This is a genomic window from Shewanella carassii, from assembly GCF_002777975.1.
GTDB lineage: Bacteria > Pseudomonadota > Gammaproteobacteria > Enterobacterales > Shewanellaceae > Shewanella > Shewanella carassii.
In genome coordinates, this window is sequence record NZ_NGVS01000033.1 from 94,790 (window position 1) to 117,273 (window position 22,484).

A 22,484-nucleotide genomic window follows, 5' to 3' on the forward strand; every position below is an offset into this window, starting at 1 on the left:
AGGCTCGGGGCGAGGCACCTTGTTTGTGAAACGGTAAAATAACGCTCCTGACGTGGCTTTGAACTGGGTTGAAGGCCGACATGAGAGCGGTAAAAAGTTTGTGTTTGCCGGCGATTTATGGTATAAAGCGCGCCGTTATGTTTGACTCTAAGTGACTTTGAGTTGACGACTCTAGGAGTTCGAATTGACTTCAAGTCGGGCTGCCTTCGGTGGGGATCCCATTTCGTTGGCAGGTCAGAGTAAAGATGGCGGCCATTATACATGGCATTTAACCTAAATACTAAATCACACACGTATCGACACATTCTTCGGGGTGCCCGCGGCTTGGCCAAAGGGTCGAAGACATGGGATGCGTGGAGGTCTAACCCCTTAAATTAAGGTATAGAAAATGACTACAGTTTCAATGCGCGATATGCTCCAGGCCGGTGTACACTTCGGTCACCAAACCCGTTACTGGAACCCTAAGATGAAGCCTTTCATCTTCGGTGCTCGCAACGGTGTACACATCATCAACCTCGAGCACACTGTGCCAATGTTCAATGAAGCTCTGGCTTTCATCAGCAACATTGCTTCTAAAAAAGGTAAAATCCTGTTCGTAGGCACCAAGCGCGCTGCCAGTGAAGCCATCAAAGAAGCTGCCGTATCTTGCGAGCAGTTCTATGTGGACAAGCGCTGGCTCGGCGGTATGCTGACCAACTGGAAAACCGTTCGTCAGTCAATCAAGCGCCTGAAAGATCTGGAAACCCAGTCTGTTGACGGTACTTTCGACAAGCTGACCAAGAAAGAAGCGCTGATGCGTACCCGTGAGCTGGAAAAGCTTGAGAAGTCTCTGGGTGGTATCAAGAACATGGGCGGTCTGCCAGACGCCATTTTCGTTATCGGTGCCGACCATGAACACATCGCTATCAAAGAAGCCAACAACCTGGGTATCCCAGTTGTTGCCGTAGTAGATACCAACTCTGCTCCAGATGGCGTTGACTACATCATTCCTGGTAACGACGACGCTATGCGTGCAATCCGTTTGTATGCAGAGTCTGTAGCTGCTGCTGCTAAAGCTGGCCGTGGTCAGGACCTGGCTGTTCAAGCTGAAGAAGACGGTTTCATCGAAGCTGAATAATAAGGTGCGATGCTAGTACATCACCCTTATTAACCAAGAGATATGATTGGTTAACAGGGGCCATATGGCCCCTGTTTTATACCTGCTTATCAACAGGTTAAATTTGTCGAATTATCAATAGAGGATTTAACAATGGCAATTACTGCTGCCCTGGTTAAAGAACTGCGCGACCGTACTGGCGCAGGCATGATGGATTGTAAAAAAGCCCTGACCGAAACTAACGGTGATATCGAAGCTGCAATCGATAACATGCGTAAGAGCGGCGCGGCTAAAGCGGCCAAGAAAGCCGGTAACATCGCTGCCGAAGGTACTATCCTGATCAAAAACGGTGCTGGTTATGCTGCTCTGGTTGAAGTTAACTGCCAGACTGACTTCGTAGCTAAAGACTCCAACTTCCTGGCTTTCGCCAATGAAGTTCTGGACGCTGCCGCTGCTGCCAAAGTATCTGTTGAAGATCTGAAAGCCCAGTTCGAAGAAGCACGTGTTGCCCTGGTTGCCAAGATCGGTGAAAACATCAACGTTCGTCGCGTTGAGTACATCGACGGTGACAAGATGGCTTTCTATCGTCATGGCGATCGTATCGGTGTTGTTGTTACCGGTGAAGCCGATGAAGAAACGCTGAAGCACATCGCAATGCACGTTGCTGCCTCTAAGCCTGAGTACGTTAACCCAGAAGACGTTCCAGCCGAAGTGGTTGAAAAAGAGCGTTCCGTTCAAGTTGAAATCGCTATGAACGAAGGCAAGCCTCAGGAAATCGCTGAGAAGATGGTTGCCGGCCGTATGAAGAAGTTCACCGGTGAGGTTTCTCTGACTGGTCAGCCATTCATCATGGAGCCAAAGAAAACTGTTGGCGAAATTCTGAAAGAGAAAGGCGCCACTGTGACTAACTTCATCCGCCTGGAAGTGGGTGAAGGTATTGAGAAGAAAGAAGAAGATTTCGCTTCTGAAGTAGCTGCCCAAATCGCTGCTTCCAAAAAGGCTTAATCGCCAATTCTTAACCCTCCCAAGACCGCAGCAACTGCTGCGGTCTTGTTATGACCAGGACAGAAAAAGATGAGCACCAATCCAAAACCTGCATTTCGACGTATTCTGCTGAAACTGAGTGGCGAAGCCCTGATGGGTGAAGAAGGCTTCGGTATCGATCCCAAGGTACTGGACCGTATGGCCCAGGAGATTAAAGAGCTGGTTGAGCTCGGCATTCAGGTGGGCGTGGTCATCGGTGGTGGAAACCTGTTCCGTGGTGAAGGCTTGGCTAAGGCCGGTATGAACCGCGTGGTGGGCGATCACATGGGTATGCTGGCGACAGTGATGAATGGTCTGGCAATGCGTGATGCGCTGCACCGTGCCTATGTTAATGCCCGTCTGATGTCTGCGATTCCGCTCAATGGCGTGTGCGATAGATACAACTGGGCCGAAGCTATCAGCCTGCTTAAGTCCGGACGCGTGGTGATTTTTGCTGCCGGTACCGGCAATCCCTTCTGCACCACAGATTCTGCAGCTTGCCTGAGAGGGATTGAAATTGAAGCGGAAGTCGTGCTAAAAGGCACTAAAGTTGACGGCGTATATTCAGATGATCCTATGAAGAATCCTGAAGCCGTTAAATATGATGAACTGAGTTACACTGAAGTTCTGGATAAAGAATTGAAAGTCATGGATCTGGCCGCCTTCACCATGGCCCGTGACCACGACATGCCTATATTGGTCTTCAATATGAATAAGCCAGGTGCGCTGCGCCGGGTTATCATGGGTGAAGATGACGAAGGCACACTGATCAAAACGAAATAACCGACTGATTGCAAAAAGGACATTTAACGTGATTGATGCGATTAAAGAAGATGCACAGGTTCGTATGGACAAGTGTGTAGAAGCCACCAAGGCACAAATGGCCAAGGTGCGTACCGGCCGTGCTCACCCTGCATTGCTGGATTCTATCCAGGTGTCTTACTACGGCACCATGACTCCACTTAAACAGGTGGGTAACATCTCAGTTGAAGACAGCCGTACTCTGGCGGTTAACGTGTTCGACCGTAGCATGATCCAGGCAGTAGAGAAGGCGATCATGAGCTCAGATCTGGGGCTGAACCCTATGTCTGCCGGTGCCACTATCCGTATCCCGCTGCCAGCCCTGACCGAAGAGCGTCGTCGTGATCTGGTTAAAGTGGTGCGTGCCGAGGCCGAAAACGGTCGTATCGCCGTGCGTAACGTTCGTCGTGATGCCAACTCTGCGGTGAAGAACCTAGAGAAGGACAAAGAGTGTACCGAGGACGATGTACGCCGCAGTGAAGATGAAGTACAAAAGATAACTGACGTACATATCAAGAAGATAGACGAGCTGTTGGCCGCAAAAGAAGCGGAATTGATGGAAGTCTGATATTGACTCGCTAAACTAGAGTTGATGCGCCGTGTAGGGGTATACTACGCGGCGTTTGTCTATTTAAAAGGGTTGTTTATTCAGATGTCATCCAATATGGAAGCCGATCCTAAGACTCCAACCAGCACAGGTGACTGCCAGACTTCAGAGTGCTTGCCAGAGCAGCTTTCAGAACTGGTAAAGCAGTCTATCCCGCAGCATGTGGCTATCATTATGGATGGTAACGGCCGTTGGGCACAGGCCCAGGGTAAAGCCAGGGTTTTTGGGCATAAGGCCGGGGTCAAAGCCGTGCGCCGGGCCGTGAGTACAGCAAGGCAACTCGGGGTGCGTTCACTGACTCTGTTTGCGTTTTCCAGTGAAAACTGGCGTCGTCCGGATCAGGAAGTCAGCCTGTTGATGGAACTGTTTTTTACCGTGCTACGCCGGGAAATCAAGCTACTGCACCAAAATGGTGTTCGGCTGAACATCATAGGTGATACCAGCCGTTTCTCCGAGAGATTGCAAAAGCAGATCCGTGCCGCCGAAGAGAAAACCGCCGCCAACTCAGAGCTGATCCTCAATGTTGCTGCCAACTACGGTGGCCGCTGGGACATAATGCAGGCGGCTCGTAAACTGGCCGAAAAAGTCGAATCCGGTGAAATGACCAGCAATCAGTTCAGCGAAGAGGCCTTGGCAGAACATTTGTGCATGCAAAATCAACATGAAGTTGATTTAATGATCCGTACGGGCGGGGATTACCGCATCAGTAATTTTATTCTCTGGCAGGCGGCTTATGCCGAGTTGGTCTTTACCGACACCCTTTGGCCAGATTTTGATGAGCAGGCGTTTCGCCAGGCAGTGGCGACTTTTGCCAGCCGCCAGCGTCGTTTTGGTCTGACCGGAAGTCAGATAGAAGAAATACGCAGCGTATAACATCTTACGAGGGACATTTTTTGCTAAAACAACGAATAATAACAGCAGCTTGGTTAATCCCATTGGTGATGGGAACCATTTTTTTGCTCCCGGCAAGTTATTTTTCATGGGCCTTAGTGGCGGTATTCTTGATTGCGGCGAAGGAGTGGGGCCGCATTATCGACAGCCGTTGTGAGGTCACTCAATGGAGTTTTACCGCCACCCTGGCGATAGTATTGGTGGCGATTAATCTCCTGGTACCGACCGATGCCGTCTGGTCCCGAGGTCAGTTACACCCCATCATGTTATCCATCATTCTTATCGGTGCCTGTTGGTGGCTATTCTCTTTGGTGCTGGTGATCTCCTACCCCCGCAGCGCCAAACTCTGGCAGGGCAGCCCTATGCTCAAGTCCATGTTCGGCCAGTTGACCCTGCTACCTTGTTTTGTTTCCCTGATTGCCCTCAAGGCGCTCAGCAGTCCTGCAGACCCTTATTTTGGCGGTATCCTGGTGTTCTTGGTGATGCTGACCGTATGGGCCGCCGATTCAGGCGCCTACTTTGCCGGTAAGGCGCTGGGACGGATTAAACTCATGCCCAATGTCAGTCCGGCCAAGACTCTGGAAGGTTTACTAGGCGGCCTGCTGACCACCATGGTGGTGGTGGCCGGGGTTTGTTATTTCTCCCCCGAGCAGGAGCTTGGACTGCTGATAGCAGTGACTCTATTTACCGCTCTGGCCTCGGCGCTCGGCGATCTGTCTGAGAGCATGTTCAAGCGCGCCGCCAAAATCAAAGACTCGGGCACTATATTGCCCGGTCACGGTGGTGTGCTGGATCGCATCGATAGCCTGACCGCAGCCTTGCCTGTATTTACCCTTATCTATATTGCATTCTGGATGTAGTGCTATGCAAAACATGGTGATTTTAGGAGCGACTGGTTCGATTGGTGCCAGTACCCTCAGTGTGATCCAACATAACCCGGCGGCATATCAGGTTTATGCGTTGGTGGCCAATACCAATGTCGACAAGATGGCCGAGTTGTGTGCAATCCACCGACCTGAAATTGCCCATATGGTTTGCCCTCAAGCCGCCAAGGCATTGGCCGAGCGTTTGGGTGCCGCCTCGACTATCCGCGTCAGTACCGGCGAGTCAGAACTACTTGAGCTGGTGGCTCACAGCCGGGTCGATACCGTGATGGCGGCCATAGTCGGCGCCGCCGGCATGTTGCCAACGCTGGCGGCAGTCAAGGCTGGCAAGCGGGTGCTGCTGGCCAACAAAGAGGCGCTGGTAATGTCCGGGCGTTTGTTTATGGAAGCCACCCGCCAATCGGGCGCGACTCTGTTGCCGGTAGACAGTGAGCACAACGCCATTTTCCAATGCTTGCCGGAAGCCGTGCAGCAACAGCTGGGCTATTGTGATCTTCAAGGTGCAGGCATTTCATCTATTCTGCTCACCGGCTCTGGCGGGCCATTTTTGAGCGCCGATCTTGCCAGTCTGGCGAGTGTGACACCGGCCCAGGCTATCAAGCATCCCAACTGGTCTATGGGGCCTAAAATTTCTGTCGATTCGGCGACTATGATGAATAAGGGGCTTGAGTATGTGGAGGCGCGCTGGCTCTTCAACGCCAGTGCCGAGCAGCTCAAGGTGGTTATCCACCCCCAGAGTGTGATTCACTCCATGGTGCAGTATCAGGATGGTAGCGTGCTGGCACAGCTGGGCAATCCGGATATGCGTACCCCGATTGCTCATTGCATGGCCTATCCAGAGAGAATTGTTTCAGGGGTTGAACCTTTGGACTTTTTCAAAGTCGGACAATTGAGCTTCTGTGAGCCGGATTTTGCCCGTTATCCTTGCCTTGAGTTGGCAATGACTGCCAGTGCCTCGGGGCAGGAGGCGACCACAGTCATCAACGCGGCCAATGAAATGGCCGTTGCCAGCTTCCTTAAAGGGGAAATTGGCTTTACCGATATCGCCCGGGTCAATGAAGCCTGTTTGGCCCGTGTGCCGCAATCGCCTTTAAATTCCATAGCGGATATTCTGGCATTGGACGGCCAAAGTCGTCAGTATGCCGAGGAAGCTATCGCCGGATGCAAGTGAGGAAAATAAGGTCTGATGTTTGATTTTTTATGGAACCTGGGCGCTTTTATTGTCGCCTTGGGGATACTGATCACCGCCCATGAATATGGCCACTTTTGGGTAGCCAGGCGCTGTGGCGTCAAGGTAGAGCGTTTCTCTATCGGCTTTGGCAAGGCGATCTGGCGTCGCCTCGGCAAAGATGGCACCGAATATGTGATAGCCATGATCCCGCTTGGGGGCTATGTCAAAATGCTCGACGAGCGGGTCGAGGATGTACCCGAGGAGCTTAAAGAGCAGGCCTTTAATCGCAAGAGTGTCTGGGCGCGTATCGCGATAGTCGCTGCCGGGCCGATAGCTAACTTTATCTTTGCCATTTTCGCGCTCTATATTATGTATCTTATCGGCGTGCCTTCACTCAAGCCGGTGATCAGCGATGTCAGACCCGGCTCGCCAGCGGCCGTGATGCAGATAGATAGCCCTCAGCAGATAGTGGCGGTTTCCGGGCAAAAGGTACGCACCTGGGAAGAAGTGAATCTGGCGCTGGTCGGTCATATCGGCGATGACAGTATGAGCTTGACCCTGAGGCCGCTCGACCAGATATCTCAGCCTGACGATGGTCTTGAGCCTTCCGGGCGTACTTATCAGTTGGATATCCGCAACTGGCGTTTCGATCCGGAAAAAGAATCCCCCTTCAGTACGCTGGGGCTGGATATCTTCCGTCCGGATGTGATCCCTGAAGTGGAGACGGTTACCGAGGGCGGTGCGGCCGCCAAGGCCGGGGTCAAGGCCGGGGATATTCTGGTGGCCGTCAATGGTGAGGCATACAGCGACTGGCAAACCTTTGTCGGACAAATTAAAGTATCAGCCGGTAAGCCGTTGCAACTGACGGTTAAGCGCAGTGGTGAGCAACAGACTTTCACTCTGATCCCGGACAGCCGCAAGGGTGTCAATGGCGAAATGGAAGGTGTCATCGGCCTGGCGCCTAAAGCCCCCAAGTGGCCGGACAATATGCTGCTGGATCTGCAGTATGGCCCGCTTGAATCCATTTCGGTGGCGGCAGATAAAACATGGCAACTTGTGGTCGTCAGCTTTAAGATGATCGCCAAGTTGTTTACCGGTGATGTTTCGGTTAAAAATTTGAGCGGTCCCATCTCCATCGCGCAGGGGGCCGGTAACAGCGCCAACATAGGGTTGGTCTATTTTCTCGGGTTCCTCGCCCTGATAAGCGTAAACCTCGGCATTATTAACCTCTTGCCGTTGCCAGTGCTGGACGGGGGACACTTGATGTATTACTTGGTGGAAGTAATAACAGGTAAGCCTGTATCCGAACGGGTACAGGAAATTGGATTCAGATTTGGGGCGGCGTTGCTGCTGATGTTGATGAGCATTGCCCTTTTCAATGATTTTGCCCGACTCTGAGCAAGGACAGACAAATAATTAGAAGTGCGCTATGCGATTGAATAAACTTTTTGCCTCGATGTTATTAGTCGGCGCGTCGTTTTCAGGGAATGGTTGGGCAGAGTCTTTCCAGCCTTTTGAAGTGACCGACATCCAAGTTGAAGGTTTGCAACGAGTGGCACTCGGTGCGGCCTTGCTGAGTTTGCCTGTCAAAGTGGGTGACACAGTCGACCAACTCAAGCTGCAACAGGCGATAAAGAGCTTGTATGCCTCCAGTAACTTTGAAAATGTTCAGGTGTCCCGCGATGGTGGGGTGCTGATAGTGTCGGTGCGTGAAAGACCTACCATCAGTGCCGTGACCTTCGAAGGTAACAAGGACATCAAAGATGAACAGTTGCAGGAAAGCCTGGACGGCAGTGGTGTGAAGGTGGGCGAAGCCCTCGATCGCACTATGCTCTCGGGTATTGAGAAGGGCCTGCAGGACTTCTACTACGGCGTGGGTAAATATGGCGCCAAGGTCGAGGCTCAGGTGATTAACCTGCCTCGTAACCGGGTAGAACTTAAGTTTAAGTTTACCGAAGGTCTGGCGGCCGAAATCCGTCAGATTAACATAGTGGGTAATGAGCGCTTCAGCGACGCCGACCTTATCGGCATGCTGGAGCTCAAAGACTATGTGGCCTGGTGGGATCTGTTCGGCGAGCGCCGTTATCAGAAACAAAAACTGCAGGCCGACCTTGAGACCATCAAGACCCACTACCACAATAATGGTTATATCCGTTTCAAGGTGACCTCGACTCAGGTGGCGATGACGCCGGACCGTAAGGGCCTTTACATCACCATCAATGTCGATGAAGGCGACCAGTACAAGGTTAAGGAAGTCAACCTGACCGGCGAACTCATGGGCCGTGAAGAGCTGCTTAAAGAGATCCTGCCTATCAAGGCTGGAGAACAGTACAACGGCGCAGATGTGACCTTTACCGAAGAGATGTACAGCAAGTATCTGGGCCGCTTCGGTTATGCCTATCCAGAGGTGAAGACTTTCCCTGAGATCGATGATGAGACCAAGGAAGTCACCCTGAATGTTAACGTTAAGCCCGGCAAGCGTGTTTATGTCCGCTCTATCAACTTCACCGGTAACACAGTGACCAAAGATGAAGTGATGCGCCGTGAGCTGAGACAGATGGAAGGGGCTTGGTTGAACTCGGCCTTGGTCGAGCAATCCAAGGCGCGCCTCAACCGTTTGGGCTACTTTGAAACAGTCGATACTGAAACCGTGCAGGTGCCGGGCACAGACGACTTGGTGGATGTGGCCTTCAAGGTGAAAGAGCAGCCATCAGGCTCCTTTAACGCTGGTATAGGTTATGGTACCGAGTCTGGCATGAGCCTGCAGTTCGGGGTTCAGCAGTCCAACTTCCTCGGTACGGGTAACCAGGCCGGGATTAACCTGAACACCAACAAGTACTCCAAGAACGTCAACCTGTCGTATACCGATCCTTATTTCACCAAGGATGGGGTCAGCCTGGGTGGCAGCATCTACTGGAACGAGTTCGATGCCAATGAGGCTAACCTCGAGCGTTATAAGAACAGCTCCTATGGTATTGCACTCAACAGTGGTTTCCCCATCAACGAGTACAACAGGCTCAACGGCGGCATAGGCTATCGTCATAACACCATTTCTGAGATTTCCAGTTATGAGCAGGCGATCCGCTTCTATAACATTTACCGTGACAGTGATGACCCCAACTCTGACTTGAGCTTCGACAACTTCGAACTCAGCCTGGGGTGGTATCGCAGTACCCTTAACCGCGGAACCTTCCCAACCGACGGTTCATCCCAGCGTTTGAGCGGGAAAATGACGGTTCCCGGTTCAGATCTGCAGTACTTCAAGACAGACTTCGATACCAGCTTCTACTGGCCGCTTACCCGTAGCCATAATTTTGTGCTCTTGACTCGAGCTCGTTTGGGTTACGGTAATGGCTACGGTGGTTTCAATGACAACGACCAGATCCTGCCGTTCTGGGAAAACTACTACTCAGGGGGTTCCAGCTCATTGCGTGGCTTCAAGTCCAACTCAGTGGGCCCAAGGGCTTTCTATCTGTATCGCGGCAGCGAGCCTTGTGGACCCAATCCGGATGGTGAAGGTTGTAGCCTGCCGGGCGATCCAAACCAGGTTTACATCAGCTCAGGTCGTTCTATCGGTGGTAACGCCATCGCCACGGCCAGCATGGAGCTGATTGTGCCGACTCCTTTCCTGGATGAGGCTTATAGCAACTCAGTACGTACCAGCTTCTTTATCGATGCGGGTAACGTCTGGGATACGGAGTTTGATTATGACTCCTATCGTTTCTTGCCGGCAGATGAGTTTTCCAAGTTGGCCGACTACAGTGATCCGAGCCGTATCCGTGCTTCCTGGGGGCTTAGCCTACAATGGCTGTCGCCCATGGGCCCCATGGTGTTCAGCCTGGCCTGGCCTGTTAAGGAATACGATGATGACGAGACCGAGATCTTCTCGTTCAATATTGGCAAAACTTTCTAAATTACATAAACTCGGCAAGCATTGCTGAAGAAAAACAAGGAGTCTGACTTTGAAAAAAATGGTAAACGGCGCACTGATGACGCTGATGTTGATGGGTGCTCCCTTGGCCGCACAAGCCGAGAAGCTGGCGGTTGTTGATATGGGCGCCGTGTTTGAACAACTGCCACAACGTGAGCAGATCAGCAACGCACTCAAGACTGAGTTCGGTGATCGTATGGCTGAAGTTCAGAAACTACAGGAAGAACTTCGTGGTTTGCTGGAAAAGCAACAGCGTGATGCCGCACTGATGAGCGAAACGCAAAAGACCGAACTGGTTCGTAAAATGGAATCACTGAAGGCCGACTACCAGCTTAAAGGTAAGGCGTTGGATGAAGATCTGCGTCGCCGTCAGGGCGAAGAGCAAAACAAGCTGCTGGTAAAAGTGCAGAAGGCCATTAACAGTATTGCCGAAAAAGAGAAGTACGACATGGTACTGCAACGCGGCGCTGTGGTCTATGTTAAGCCAGCTGCCGATATCAGCTCTAAAGTGGTTGAAGCCTTGAGCAAAGGCCAGTAAATAGATGAAGTCTTTTTCGTTGAAAGAGCTTGCCCAGCTGTTAGGGGCCGAAGTCCGCGGGGATGACAGTGTGACTGTCTCCTCGGTGGCGACACTTGAAAAGGCGCAGCCGGATCAGATCTCCTTTCTGGCCAACACCAAATATCGTAGCCAGCTGGAGCAGACTCAGGCTGGTGCGGTATTGATCTCGTCTAAAGAGTTGGACGGTTTTGCTGGTAACGCCTTGGTACTCAATGACCCTTATGTCGGTTTTGCCAGAGTTGCGCAATTGCTGGATAGTACGCCTGCCGCAGCAGAGGATATCCATCCCTCGGCACAAATTCATCCCAGTGCCAAACTGGGTGAGGGCGTTGCGGTTGGAGCCAATGTGGTCATCGGCGCCAACAGCATTTTGGGCGAAAACGTCCAGATAGGTGCCGGTACTGTGGTTGGTCAGGATGTCATCATAGGCTCAGGCAGCCGTTTGTGGGCCAATGTCACCGTTTATCACGATGTTCATATGGGGCAAAACTGTATCGTTCACTCTGGGGCCGTTATCGGCTCCGATGGTTTCGGTTATGCCAACGAACGCGGTCAGTGGATCAAAATCCCTCAGACCGGCGGTGTGCGCATAGGTGACAGAGTGGAGATTGGCGCCGGTACTACTATAGATCGCGGCGCGATCGACCATACTGAAATTCATGATGGCGTGATAATCGACAACCAGGTGCAAGTAGCTCACAACGATATCATAGGGGCCAACACTGCGATTGCCGGCTGCACTGTACTGGCAGGCAGCGTGACTATAGGTAAGCATTGTATTATTGGTGGCAACTGCGCGATTTCCGGCCATCTGAGCATTACGGATGGGGTGCACGTCACCGGCAGCACCAACATTACTAACGATGTTCGTGAACCTGGGGTATACTCCTCGGCCACTGTGGCCATGCCCAACAGGCTATGGCGTAAAAATACGGTTCGCTTCCGTCAGTTGGACGAGCTGTTCCAGCGGGTCAAGACCCTGGAAAAAACCGTTAAACCCCAAGATTAATACCGCTGCGTGTTAAGCGGCATGAGGAAACGAGTTCGTGTCTAATCAATTAAATACAATGGATATCAAAGAGATTTTGGCTTACTTGCCACATAGATATCCATTTTTGTTGATCGATAGAGTACTGGATTTTACTCCGGGTGAAACTCTGCATGCGATCAAGAACGTCACCATCAATGAGCCTTTCTTCCAGGGACACTTCCCTGTGCAGCCGGTTATGCCAGGCGTGCTCATTCTGGAAGCCATGGCGCAGGCCACCGGCTTGTTGGCGTTCAAGACCATGAGCGACAAGCCGTCTCCGGACGTGCTGTATTATTTTGCCGGTATCGACAATGCTCGTTTCAAACGAGTTGTTGAGCCAGGTGATCAGCTGCACTTTGAAGTGAAGATGATCAAGGAACGCCGCGGGATTGGCGTTTTCTACGGCGAGGCCAAAGTGGATGGTGAGCTGGTGTGTTCAGCCGAAATCATGTGTGCCCGCAGAGAGATTAGCAAGTGATAGATAAATTAGCTTTCGTTCACCCCGAAGCCAAGATAGGTAAAAATGTCACTATCGGTCCCTGGAGCTACATAGGGGCGGATGTGGAGATCGGCGATGACTGCTGGATCAGTTCCCACGTGGTTATCAAGGGACCCAGCATCATTGGCAAGGGCAACCGGATTTTCCAGTTTGCCTCCGTTGGTGAAGATTGCCAGGACAAGAAATACGCCGGTGAACCTACCCGGCTTATCATGGGTGATAACAATATCATCCGTGAATCTGTCACCATTCACCGCGGTACAGTGCAGGACAACAGCGAGACCCGTATCGGCTCCAATAACCTGTTTATGGCCTATGTACATATCGCCCACGACTGCGTGGTGGGTGACAATGTGATCATGGCCAATAACGCCTCTATTGCCGGTCACTGCCATGTGGGTGACTGGGCTATTCTCGGCGGTATGACAGGGGTGCATCAGTTTGTGCACATAGGTGCCCATGCCTTTACAGCAGGTTGCTCTTTGGTGCTGCAGGACGTACCTCCCTTCGTGATGGCCTCTGGCCAGGCGGCCATTCCCCGTGGTCTGAATATGGAAGGCATGAAGCGCCGCGGTTTTGCCAAAGAGACCCAACAAGCGCTGCGCCGGGCCTACAAGACCCTGTACCGCAGCAGCCTGACTCTGGAAGAGGCTGTCGCCGCCATGGCTGAAGACGCCGCAAAAGAGCCGCAGGTTCAAGCATTTGTTGATTTTGTGACCTCCTCGAATCGAGGAATTATTCGCTGACACAGTGAGAACGAATGACACAAAATAGAAAGTTAGTCTTTGCAATGGTCGCCGGAGAAATCTCCGGCGATATTTTAGGTGCCGGCCTGATGAAAGCATTGCAACAGCGCTATCCGGATGCCCGTTTTATCGGTATCGGTGGCCCCCGCATGGAAGCACTCGGATTCGAATCGCTGTTTGCCATGGAAGAGTTGGCCGTGATGGGAATTGCCGAGGTGCTCTCCCGCCTACCGAGATTGTTGAAGATACGCTCGAGTCTGGTCAAACAGATAACCGCGCTGCAGCCGGATTGCTTTATCGGTATAGATGCCCCGGACTTCAATATCGGCCTGGAGCTCAAGCTCAAGGCGAGCGGGATCAAGACGGTGCATTATGTCAGCCCATCGGTTTGGGCCTGGCGCCCTAAGCGGATCTTCAAAATCGCCCGCGCTACCAACATGGTGTTGTCACTGCTGCCGTTTGAAAAAGCCTTCTACGACAAGCATCAAGTGCCTTGCACCTTTGTCGGCCACACTCTGGCCGATGAGATCCCGATGGAGAATGACAAGCGTCTTGCCAGAGAAGCACTCGGCTTGAAAGTCGAAGCCGAATATCTGGCTATCCTGCCGGGCTCCCGTGGTGGAGAGTTGAAGATGTTGGCCCAGCCCTTTGTGGAGGCGGCCAGGCTGCTGAAACAGCGCTATCCGGATCTCAAGTTTATTACCCCCTTGGTGAATGAAAAACGCCGTCAGCAGTTTCTTGCCGCGCTGGAAACCTATGCGCCGGATCTGGAAATTCATATGACGGAAGGGCGCTCTCGGGAAGTGATGGCCGCCAGCGATGCTATCTTGCTGGCATCGGGCACCGCCACGCTGGAAGCCATGTTGGTCAAGCGCCCCATGGTGGTCGGCTATCGGGTCAGCCCCATCACTTACCGTATTGCCAAGCGGATGATGCAGATAAACCACTTCTCTTTGCCCAATTTGTTGGCCGGAAGGGAGTTGGTGGCAGAGCTTATCCAAGATGATTGCACTGCCGAGCGGCTAGCCGAAGAGGTGGGTAAATTGCTGGATAAAGATAACCGGCCGCTGCTGGCCGAGTTTAGCAAGCTACACAGCCTGCTGGCCTGCAACGCCAGTGAGAAGGCGGCCCAAGCGGTTGTGGCCTTGCTCGATAAAAAAGCCGAGGAAAGATGACAGTCTATAAGCAACTCTCGGAAGCCGAAGCGCAGCTGTTGTGCCAGGGGCTGGTCGCCGGGGTAGATGAAGTGGGGCGTGGCCCCTTGGTCGGCGATGTGGTCACCGCGGCGGTGATCCTGGATCCCGCCAATCCAATTAGCGGCCTTAATGATTCCAAGAAGCTCAGCGAAAAGAAACGCGATGCCCTCTATGAAGAGATCCTGGCCAAGGCGCTGGCGGTCTCAGTCGGTCGAGCCAGCCCGGCGGAAATCGATGAGCTCAACATACTGCACGCCACCATGTTGGCGATGAAGCGCGCCGTGGCGGGCTTGAACGTGTGTCCCGAGAAAGTCTTGGTAGATGGTAATCGGACTCCGGATTTTGGCCTGCCTTCGGCCGCAGTGGTTAAGGGGGATGGCTTGATCCCAGTAATCAGTGCCGCCTCTATCATAGCCAAGGTCACCCGCGACCGGGAGATGGCCGAGCTTGACCTCCGCCACCCTGAATATGGTTTTGCCGCCCATAAGGGCTACCCCACCAAGGCGCATTTCGAAGCCTTGAGTCAACACGGTGTCTTGCCAGAGCACAGGCGCAGCTTCCGGCCGGTACGCGAATGGCTGGAGCAGCATTCATAAGCCGTTCTGAAACCTAAAGATGCAACCAAAAGGGCAGTAGCGACTGCCCTTTTTTGTGGCTCTGACAAGGCGTAATCACAACGGCTATACCTGCTTTGTTTCCCAAAACCGTGCTTGGCTTGCTCCTTTTCATGGGTAAATTTCTGCCCCACATCTGCAATATGTGATCTGCTGATGTAGACGTCAAGTTTATGAAAGTGTTAAATAATGTCTCTTTTTGGTTGCCTGTCGCAATTAATCTATACCGCGCACTGGATCGGGTAACCACAGCTGTACCGTGGTGGCGGTAGAGGAATATTTTGCATTGGAGGCAGTAGCATGGAGCATTCTTTACCTTATGATCCCGTTCATAAGGAGCGTTTTTGGCGTTCAGCGGTGGCGGATATTCGGCCCGAAACTGAGCTTTTTCGTGAGCTCATCCCCAGGCTCCCCATTGATACCAAACAACAACTCTCTTCGGCAGCTTGCTGTTTTGCCCCTCTGCTGAAAAACAGCAATCCTCAATATTCAAAGCCTTTGGTTTTTAATACCTTGGGTTACTGTGAATGCCTTTTAATGGATAGGGACTAGGTTATTCCCCCATCACCCAATTCGACGTATCTATTTGTATCCTTAGGATTGTTTGTGAGCTAAACGTGATTTTTTACGGCGGATTGCTGCTGCTATGTGGTTAATACTTTATGGATGTTGGGGTGGTGAAAATGCTGATTAGAATGATGGTTGCGTTATTTGTCGGTGGCATGATGTTTCCCATCCAGGCTGAGACTTTGGCGCAAGCGCCACAGCAAAGTGATGGCAGCCCCTATATTGATGGTAGCGGAGGGGTTATCCGCAACCTTGCCGAATTGCGTTGGCTCAGTGAAACACCGCAGGCCTGGGATGAAACCTGGGTGCAGAGTGCCGATATTGACGCCAGTGAAACCGCCCAGTGGAATGTGGGTGATCATGATATATCACCGGATACTGCAGATGAGCCTATGGGGTTTAGCCCAATAGGGAATCTCAGCAACTCTTTTACCGGTCGTTATGATGGTGGTGGGTATCGTATTAGCGGTCTGTATATCAATCGCCCCAATTCAGATTCTATAGGTTTGTTTGGCCTTGTTGACACTGGCACCTTGGAACACCTGGTTCTGGGATCTGTATATATCAGGGGCCGAAATAATGTTGGCGCCTTGCTGGGCAATCTTTTTGGTGGAACCGTTAACCATAGTCTTAGCTCAGGGGCAGTTTTTGCTGTTGGAACTGAGCGGAATGAGGCTAATCCTGACCAACGTCCTGGTAGCAATGCGGGTGGGTTGATTGGCTATGTTCATGGTGGCGACATAAGTTACAGCCACTCTTCGGCTAAGGTTACAGTGACGGTGAACTATGTGGGAGTATCTCAACCTGTGGGCGGCTTGGTCGGGCGCGGTTACTCGGGCCAGATTGCTCACTGCAGTGCCAGCGGCCAGGTTACGGGTGTCCATTCGGGTGGTGGTTTGATTGGAATGGCCTCACACCTAACCGTAAATAACAGCTGGGCGGCGGGGGATTTGCATTGTGTGGAAGGGGGAGATTGTGGTGGCTTGATTGGCAATATGGAGGCTTCACTGGTAGCCGATAGCTTTGCCACGGGTTCGGTAAAGGCCGATAGTATTTATGTGGGCGGCTTGATTGGTATGGCCTCTAGAGGGAGTCGAGTCGAGCGCGCCTATGCTACCGGCGATGTCATTGCCGGTGGGTATGGAGGTGGTTTACTGGGGCGCTGTGATTCATCCCTAGATAACAAAGTCACTTATGTCGTTGATAGCTTTGCTCAGGGACGGGTAGATGGTGCCCATAACATAGGTGCCTTGGTTGGGGTAACTTGGTCAGGTTGTAACATAACGAATAGCTATGCCACTGGGGTTAATAAAGCGCTTATCGGTAGCGTTTATGAGGCAGAGCCCGAAGTAGTTAACAGTTTTTTTGATTGCGGTGTTGGCGGCGCAAGTTGCGCTGCTGCTCACGCAAAAACTACCGCCGAGTTGCAACAGTTGCAAACTTTTATTGATGCCGGTTGGGACCTGGGCGATTTCGACAGAGCAGGGACTTGGCGACTGAATCACCAGGACTATCCGAGTCTGACTTTGGCTAAGGCCGCTTTATTTACCACCCAACCCAACGAGTTGTCTTTGGTGGCCACTGAAGATAACTATTATGAATTGCAGTTGCAGGTTGAGGCGCTGCCGGAAAACCAAGCCGTTGAGTTTGTTGTGATGGATGCTCCTGGGTGGTTGCAACTACAGCAACAAGGAACAACGGTACGTGTTTTTGGCACTCCAGCCGATGCCGGTGTAGGGGAGGCCCGTCTATGGCTGCGGAGTATAAACCAAGGCGTGAAAAACGACTTCCCGCTCCAGCTGTTATTTGTCGAAAATATTAATGATTTACCCGCTGCTCAAGATGCGGCATTTGCGACAGCAGAGGATACAGGTATTGATATTGATCTGGCGGCGTTGGTGAGTGATGACGATTTTATTCACGGTGGCGAGCAGCATAAGTTTGTTATTGATGTTCCCTCGGAACATGGCCAAGCCATGATAAAGGGGAGTGTCGTACGCTTTATGCCGATGAGCGATTTTTATGGTACCACCGAATTTGAGTACTCAGTGGAAGATTCCGCTTTGGCACGTGCAGTTGGTCGCATTACGGTAAATGTCTTGCCCGTGGCCGATATCCCGGTCATGGAGCAAGGCCGCATGACGCTTGCCGAAGATAATACAGGTTATCTTGATTTGAACCTGTTGGTGAAAGACCCCGATGGAGATAGTCTCAGCTTCAGTGTGGGGAGCGCTGCTCACGGACAAGTGTTATTGAACGGAAGTGTGGTGCAGTACCTTCCTCATCAAGATTATGCTGGTGTTGATCGTTTCAGTATCAGTGTTTTTGATGGTTCTCATAGAGTAACGGGGGAAGTCTTGGTGATGGTTGTCGGGGTTAATGATGCGCCGATCATGACCGGGGCTCCGAACACCGAAGTGAACCTGGGAGAGTTTTATCGTTTTGTTCCCAAAGTTCAGGACGTCGATGGCGATCAACTGAGTTTTCAAGCCAGTAATTTACCGGCTTGGATGGAACTCAACCAGCGTAGTGGAGAATTACTCGGTAAACCAACAACAGAAGAACATCTGGGACGGCATGAAAATATTGTTATCCGAGTCTCCGATGGGATAGCAAGTGCTTCTCTTACATTTAATCTCGAAGTGATTGGTGAGCCGGAAGCCGACTTCGCTGTCGATGATCATTTGAGTTTGACCCCAACCAGTGATGAGAAGTATCTATTGAATGTGTTAGCCAATGACAAGGTGGCCGCCGGAGAAGCCTTGTCAATAACCGGGGCTTTCAGTCAGGATGGCCAGGTCAGTATCCACGGGAAACAAGTGCAATTACAGTTGTTGCAGCCCTTGAGTCAAGTGAGTTTGGTTTACTACGTTCAGAATGAATCCGGGCAACAGGATAGCGCTAATGTTGTACTGACATTGCAAAGAACAGATATGGGTGAAGTGGTCATTGAAACACCTGCTTTACTTTCAATAGATGCTACCGGAGTATTGACTGAAGTTGTCCCTATTCCGCCGAAAGCCTTTGATGGGGCTGGTAATCCAGTGCCAGTTAGCCGAGTCGATAGTCAGACTCATTTTGTTTCCGGTCGTCACGTTTTAACATGGAAGGCAAATGATGCTCAGGGTAACCCTATGTTTGCCCAGCAACAATTGCATATCCGTCCTCAGGTACTGTTACCGGCTGACGCCCAAGTATTTTTATCTGCCTATGAGCATTACCGAGTCGGAGTGTCGCTCAGTGGTGCGCCTGTCTCTTATCCCGTTACTGTCGAATATCGGCTGATTGATGAAGTCAATGGTCAGCATTCTAATGAGTCCTTAGTGATCCACTCCGGACTCACGGGAGAAATCGATCTGATTATGAGTGGTGATGCACCGGAAGGTGAAGAACCTGTGGCGCGCTATCGTATTGAACTGGAGCCGACAGCCAATCCCGGTACTAAGAATCAATTTGTATTGATGCAAACTCCTGTACCGAATAGCCCTAGGCTCAGTCATAGCATAAAACAAGGAACTGAGTTACGAACTCTGGTAGCGCTTCCTGCGCAGGGAAGCGTCGGGGTGCCGGTGGAGATAGTGGTGACAGTGACGAATGCCAGAGATGGAGAACAATATTTGTTCGATTGGCATGCCGAAAACTTGCCACTGGTAGTTGAAGACCTACTGAGTCAAAGTGTTGCCCGTTTTCAACCCGAGCCGTCCATGGAACCTGGGTTACAGCATCTCTGGGTGGAGGTACGCCGTTTGGGGGCCGAAGAGCAAGAACCTGCATTCAAATACAGTATTTATCTGGAAATGAAAAACCAGTTGCCAGAGCTGTCAGGCACTTTGGATAGCGATGGTGACGGTATTCCCGATCTGACTGAGGGGTTTGTAGATAGTGACCAAGATGGGATCCCTGATTATCTTGATGCCATGGATATCGCTCATGTATTGCCATCTAGGGTCGCGGAACAAAATAGTTACCTGCTCGAGACAGAAGCGGGGTTGATATTGCGCAAAGGCGTGACTATCGCAGAACCTGCTAGTGGTGGTGGGCTGCTCGAACCTGAGCGTGATCCCATAACATTGGAGGCAGATAGACCGATAGTAGGTGGTGTGTATGACTTTGTCATTCAAGGTCTATCACACCCAGGAGAGGTCGCGGCCATTGTGTTGCCACAGTTTAATCCGATACCGGCAAATGCACTTTATCGTAAATACCTTAAACAGGATGGTGCCAACGGGCAGTGGCAAAACTTTGATCTCACTTCCGGAGCCTTATTTTCCGCCAAAGGACAAGCTGGATATTGCCCTTCCGTTAATGCGGCAGAATGGCGCCAAGGATTAAACGAAGGAGATTGGTGTGTCAAACTCCTATTGCGGGATGGCGGTAACAATGATGCCGACGGTGTTGCCAATGGCACCATAGTAGACCCGGGCGGTGTCGCCGTGATTGTGGGAGACAATAGTCTGCCTAAGTTGAATGATGATGAGTTTATTGTATTCAATGATCAGAGTGTTGCCGTATTGGATGTCCTTGCTAACGATCTCGATGCCGAGGACCCCTTATCTATCCTCAGTGCCAAGACCAGCCATGGACAGATCAGCCATGATGGACAGGTGTTAACACTGACCTTGCCTCAAGTGTTACCAGAAGAGATTCAGATCCAATATACAGTGATTGAGTTACGGGAGAGTGGGGTGGTACAGGCCGCAAATGCGCGTGTGAGCTTTAAAGCCAGACCCGTCAAAGATGACTCCGGGGCAATATCATTGGGATACCTGTTCGCGCTGGTGTGGCTGGCATGCTGGCGTTGTGCTTATCACAGATATGGTAAAAGAAGATAGTTTCGGTGTTCGATTAGGAGCCCTGGATTGCAAATCATAGAAACGGGCTGATGGATCCGATATTGACAGGCGGCCTTCTGCATAGGCCGCCTTTATGCAGCGTGTACGCCGTTTATCTTGGCAGTAGTGCAATGCCAATCCCGCCCATTTATACAGCTTTTATACAAACCCTGCGGATATTTACACCCCGTTTTTATACCGGTTTTCATAAGCTTTGACCCTGAAATTAAAGTCTTTTTCAGGAGATATTTACTATGGCTGTTATGGAGTGGGCCGCTTTACTGCTGGCCTTGGGACTATTTGGCTATCTGTTTTTTGCCCTGATGCATCCAGAGGATTTCTGACTATGTTGACTATGGAATCCTTAGGCTTGCCGGCGATTTTTCTAGGGCTCTTGTTGGCGGCATCCCTATTGTTGGCAAAGCCGTTGGCGCTATTAATCCGGCATCAAAAGCCTTTCAAACGCGAGGCGGCGCTATGGTCCGGTATGACTGCGGTATTTGAGGAGATGAACTGGCGCCAATATGCGGCGGCGCTCTTGTGTTTCAATGCCCTTGGCGCCCTGTGCCTGATGCTTATCCTGCTGTTGCAGCAACACCTGCCGCTTAACCCGCAAAACCTGCCGGGGATGGATTGGCAACTGGCGTTCAACACCTCAATCAGCTTTGTGACCAACACCAATTGGCAGGCCTATTCGGGCGAAACCAGTCTCAGTTATTTCAGCCAGATGGCGGGGCTGACGGTGCAGAACTTCTGCTCGGCCGCCACGGGTATGGTGGTGGCCTTTGCCATTATCAGAGCCTTGACAACCAAGGGGCAGACTATGCTCGGCAACGCCTGGTTGGATTTGCTGAGGGTGAACCTCTATCTGCTGTTGCCTCTGGCCTTGTTGATCGCCCTGTTGTTGGTGCAGCAGGGCGTCATTCAGAATCTTGCCGCTTATCTGCCGGTGACCGGGCTGGAAGGTCAACAACAGCTGTTGCCCATGGGGCCGGTAGCATCCCAGGAAGCGATTAAGATGCTGGGTACCAATGGCGGCGGTTTCTTTGGCGCCAATTCGGCGCACCCCTTTGAAAATCCCACGGCGTTGAGCAATCTGCTGCAGATGCTGTGTATTTTCCTGTTGCCCTGCAGCCTGGTTATCGCCTTTGGCCTCTGCGCGGAGGATTGGCGCCAGGGGGCGAGTATTTTGGGGTGTATGGCATTGGTGTTTGTGGCGGCCTTTCTATGGATAAATCACTCTGAGCTGCAACTGCAGCAGATGGCCGACATTCACTTCCCCGGCAATATGGAAGGCAAGGAGACTCGCTTTGGCATCGGAGCAAGCAGCCTGTTTGCCACTGTCACCACGGCAGCTTCCTGCGGTGCGGTGAATGCCATGCACGACTCCTTTACCGCGCTTGGCGGCATGATGCCCATGTGGTTGATGCAACTTGGTGAGGTGATCTTCGGCGGTGTTGGCAGCGGTTTTTACGGCATCTTGCTGTTTGTATTCCTGACAGTGTTTATTGCCGGACTGATGATAGGCCGCAGCCCCGAGTATCTGGGCAAGAAGATTGAAACCCGGGAGATGAAACTTGTCTGTCTGGCACTGCTCTGTTCGCCTGTGATAGTGCTGTCCGGCGCGGCGCTTGGCTTGGTGCTCTCTCCCGAGTCGCTGCAGGAAACCGGCCCCCATGGTTTCAGCGAGCTGTTGTACGCCCTGTCATCGGCGGCCAACAACAACGGCAGCGCCTTTGGTGGCTTCAACGCCAATACGCCTTTTTACAACCTTCTGCTGGCGGCGGCCATGCTACTTGGGCGCTTTGGCGTGATTCTACCTGTGCTGATGATAGCCGGTAGTATGGCTGCCAAACCCGCCCAAGAGGCAGGCCCAGGCACCTTGCCCACCCATGGCTGGTTGTTTGCCAGCATGTTGTTGGGAACCCTTTTGCTCTTTGGCGCCTTGACCTTTATTCCGGCATTGACTCTCGGGCCTGTGGCGGAGCAGCTGACATTCCCGTTGCCGCAAGCACTGACGACAGCTCAATGAATTCA

Annotated in this window: 18 protein-coding genes; all 18 read left to right on the forward strand. The window is 51.8% G+C overall.

Translation table 11 applies throughout. The features are described 5' to 3' along the window. Nucleotides 1-388: 388 nt before the first annotated feature. The 18 genes from rpsB to kdpA all read left to right on the forward strand — a co-directional run bounded on the left by rpsB (nucleotide 389) and on the right by kdpA (nucleotide 22,479). Nucleotides 389-1,117, forward strand: a complete 729-nt coding sequence (rpsB, locus tag CBE72_RS16675) for a 30S ribosomal protein S2 (protein WP_025010979.1) — start codon at nucleotides 389-391, stop codon at nucleotides 1,115-1,117. 132 nt (nucleotides 1,118-1,249) lie between these two features. After that, nucleotides 1,250-2,101 (forward strand): translation elongation factor Ts, encoded by an 852-nt coding sequence (gene tsf, locus CBE72_RS16680; protein ID WP_100145159.1) that lies wholly within the window; start codon nucleotides 1,250-1,252, stop codon nucleotides 2,099-2,101. Nucleotides 2,102-2,170: 69 nt separating this feature from the next. Continuing rightward, nucleotides 2,171-2,902, forward strand: a complete 732-nt coding sequence (gene pyrH / locus CBE72_RS16685; protein WP_100145161.1) for a UMP kinase — start codon at nucleotides 2,171-2,173, stop codon at nucleotides 2,900-2,902. A gap of 28 nt (nucleotides 2,903-2,930) precedes the next feature. Continuing rightward, a complete protein-coding gene (gene frr, locus CBE72_RS16690; protein WP_039034775.1) occupies nucleotides 2,931-3,488 on the forward strand; it encodes a ribosome recycling factor in 558 nt (185 codons plus the stop codon). Between the two features lie 84 nt (nucleotides 3,489-3,572). Further along, nucleotides 3,573-4,400 carry a polyprenyl diphosphate synthase gene (gene uppS / locus CBE72_RS16695; RefSeq protein WP_100145777.1) on the forward strand — a complete coding sequence of 276 codons (828 nt, stop codon included), beginning with the start codon at nucleotides 3,573-3,575 and terminating at the stop codon, nucleotides 4,398-4,400. Nucleotides 4,401-4,420: 20 nt separating this feature from the next. Continuing rightward, a complete protein-coding gene (locus CBE72_RS16700; RefSeq protein ID WP_100145163.1) occupies nucleotides 4,421-5,278 on the forward strand; it encodes a phosphatidate cytidylyltransferase in 858 nt (285 codons plus the stop codon). A 4-nt stretch (nucleotides 5,279-5,282) separates the two neighbouring features. Continuing rightward, nucleotides 5,283-6,473: a 1-deoxy-D-xylulose-5-phosphate reductoisomerase gene (ispC, locus tag CBE72_RS16705; protein WP_100145165.1), complete on the forward strand. Its 1,191-nt coding sequence runs from the start codon at nucleotides 5,283-5,285 to the stop codon at nucleotides 6,471-6,473. Nucleotides 6,474-6,488: 15 nt separating this feature from the next. Then, the gene (gene rseP, locus CBE72_RS16710) at nucleotides 6,489-7,871 is read left to right on the forward strand and encodes a sigma E protease regulator RseP (RefSeq protein ID WP_100145167.1); all 1,383 of its coding nucleotides are present in this window, start codon (nucleotides 6,489-6,491) and stop codon (nucleotides 7,869-7,871) included. Nucleotides 7,872-7,902: 31 nt separating this feature from the next. Then, nucleotides 7,903-10,386 carry an outer membrane protein assembly factor BamA gene (gene bamA, locus CBE72_RS16715; protein WP_100145169.1) on the forward strand — a complete coding sequence of 828 codons (2,484 nt, stop codon included), beginning with the start codon at nucleotides 7,903-7,905 and terminating at the stop codon, nucleotides 10,384-10,386. 58 nt (nucleotides 10,387-10,444) lie between these two features. Further along, complete coding sequence (locus CBE72_RS16720; RefSeq protein WP_100145779.1) at nucleotides 10,445-10,942, forward strand: OmpH/Skp family outer membrane protein; 498 nt, start codon at nucleotides 10,445-10,447, stop codon at nucleotides 10,940-10,942. 4 nt (nucleotides 10,943-10,946) lie between these two features. Next, a complete protein-coding gene (gene lpxD, locus CBE72_RS16725) occupies nucleotides 10,947-11,972 on the forward strand; it encodes a UDP-3-O-(3-hydroxymyristoyl)glucosamine N-acyltransferase (RefSeq protein ID WP_100145171.1) in 1,026 nt (341 codons plus the stop codon). 37 nt (nucleotides 11,973-12,009) lie between these two features. After that, a complete protein-coding gene (gene fabZ / locus CBE72_RS16730) occupies nucleotides 12,010-12,471 on the forward strand; it encodes a 3-hydroxyacyl-ACP dehydratase FabZ (RefSeq protein ID WP_025010987.1) in 462 nt (153 codons plus the stop codon). Continuing rightward, entirely contained in the window at nucleotides 12,468-13,238 is a 771-nt protein-coding gene (gene lpxA, locus CBE72_RS16735) for an acyl-ACP--UDP-N-acetylglucosamine O-acyltransferase (protein ID WP_025010988.1), read from the forward strand. Before fabZ ends, lpxA begins: the two co-directional genes overlap by 4 nt. 14 nt (nucleotides 13,239-13,252) lie before the next feature. Continuing rightward, nucleotides 13,253-14,413, forward strand: coding sequence for a lipid-A-disaccharide synthase (gene lpxB / locus CBE72_RS16740; protein ID WP_100145173.1), 1,161 nt, complete (start codon nucleotides 13,253-13,255; stop codon nucleotides 14,411-14,413). Continuing rightward, nucleotides 14,410-15,030, forward strand: coding sequence for a ribonuclease HII (rnhB, locus tag CBE72_RS16745; protein ID WP_100145175.1), 621 nt, complete (start codon nucleotides 14,410-14,412; stop codon nucleotides 15,028-15,030). The genes lpxB and rnhB overlap by 4 nt, the downstream gene beginning before the upstream one ends. A gap of 701 nt (nucleotides 15,031-15,731) precedes the next feature. Further along, nucleotides 15,732-20,447, forward strand: coding sequence for an Ig-like domain-containing protein (locus tag CBE72_RS16755; RefSeq protein WP_229672007.1), 4,716 nt, complete (start codon nucleotides 15,732-15,734; stop codon nucleotides 20,445-20,447). A 254-nt stretch (nucleotides 20,448-20,701) separates the two neighbouring features. Further along, nucleotides 20,702-20,791 carry a K(+)-transporting ATPase subunit F gene (gene kdpF, locus CBE72_RS16760; protein WP_071238225.1) on the forward strand — a complete coding sequence of 30 codons (90 nt, stop codon included), beginning with the start codon at nucleotides 20,702-20,704 and terminating at the stop codon, nucleotides 20,789-20,791. Between the two features lie 2 nt (nucleotides 20,792-20,793). Then, nucleotides 20,794-22,479 carry a potassium-transporting ATPase subunit KdpA gene (kdpA, locus tag CBE72_RS16765; protein ID WP_100145181.1) on the forward strand — a complete coding sequence of 562 codons (1,686 nt, stop codon included), beginning with the start codon at nucleotides 20,794-20,796 and terminating at the stop codon, nucleotides 22,477-22,479. Nucleotides 22,480-22,484 lie beyond the last annotated feature (5 nt).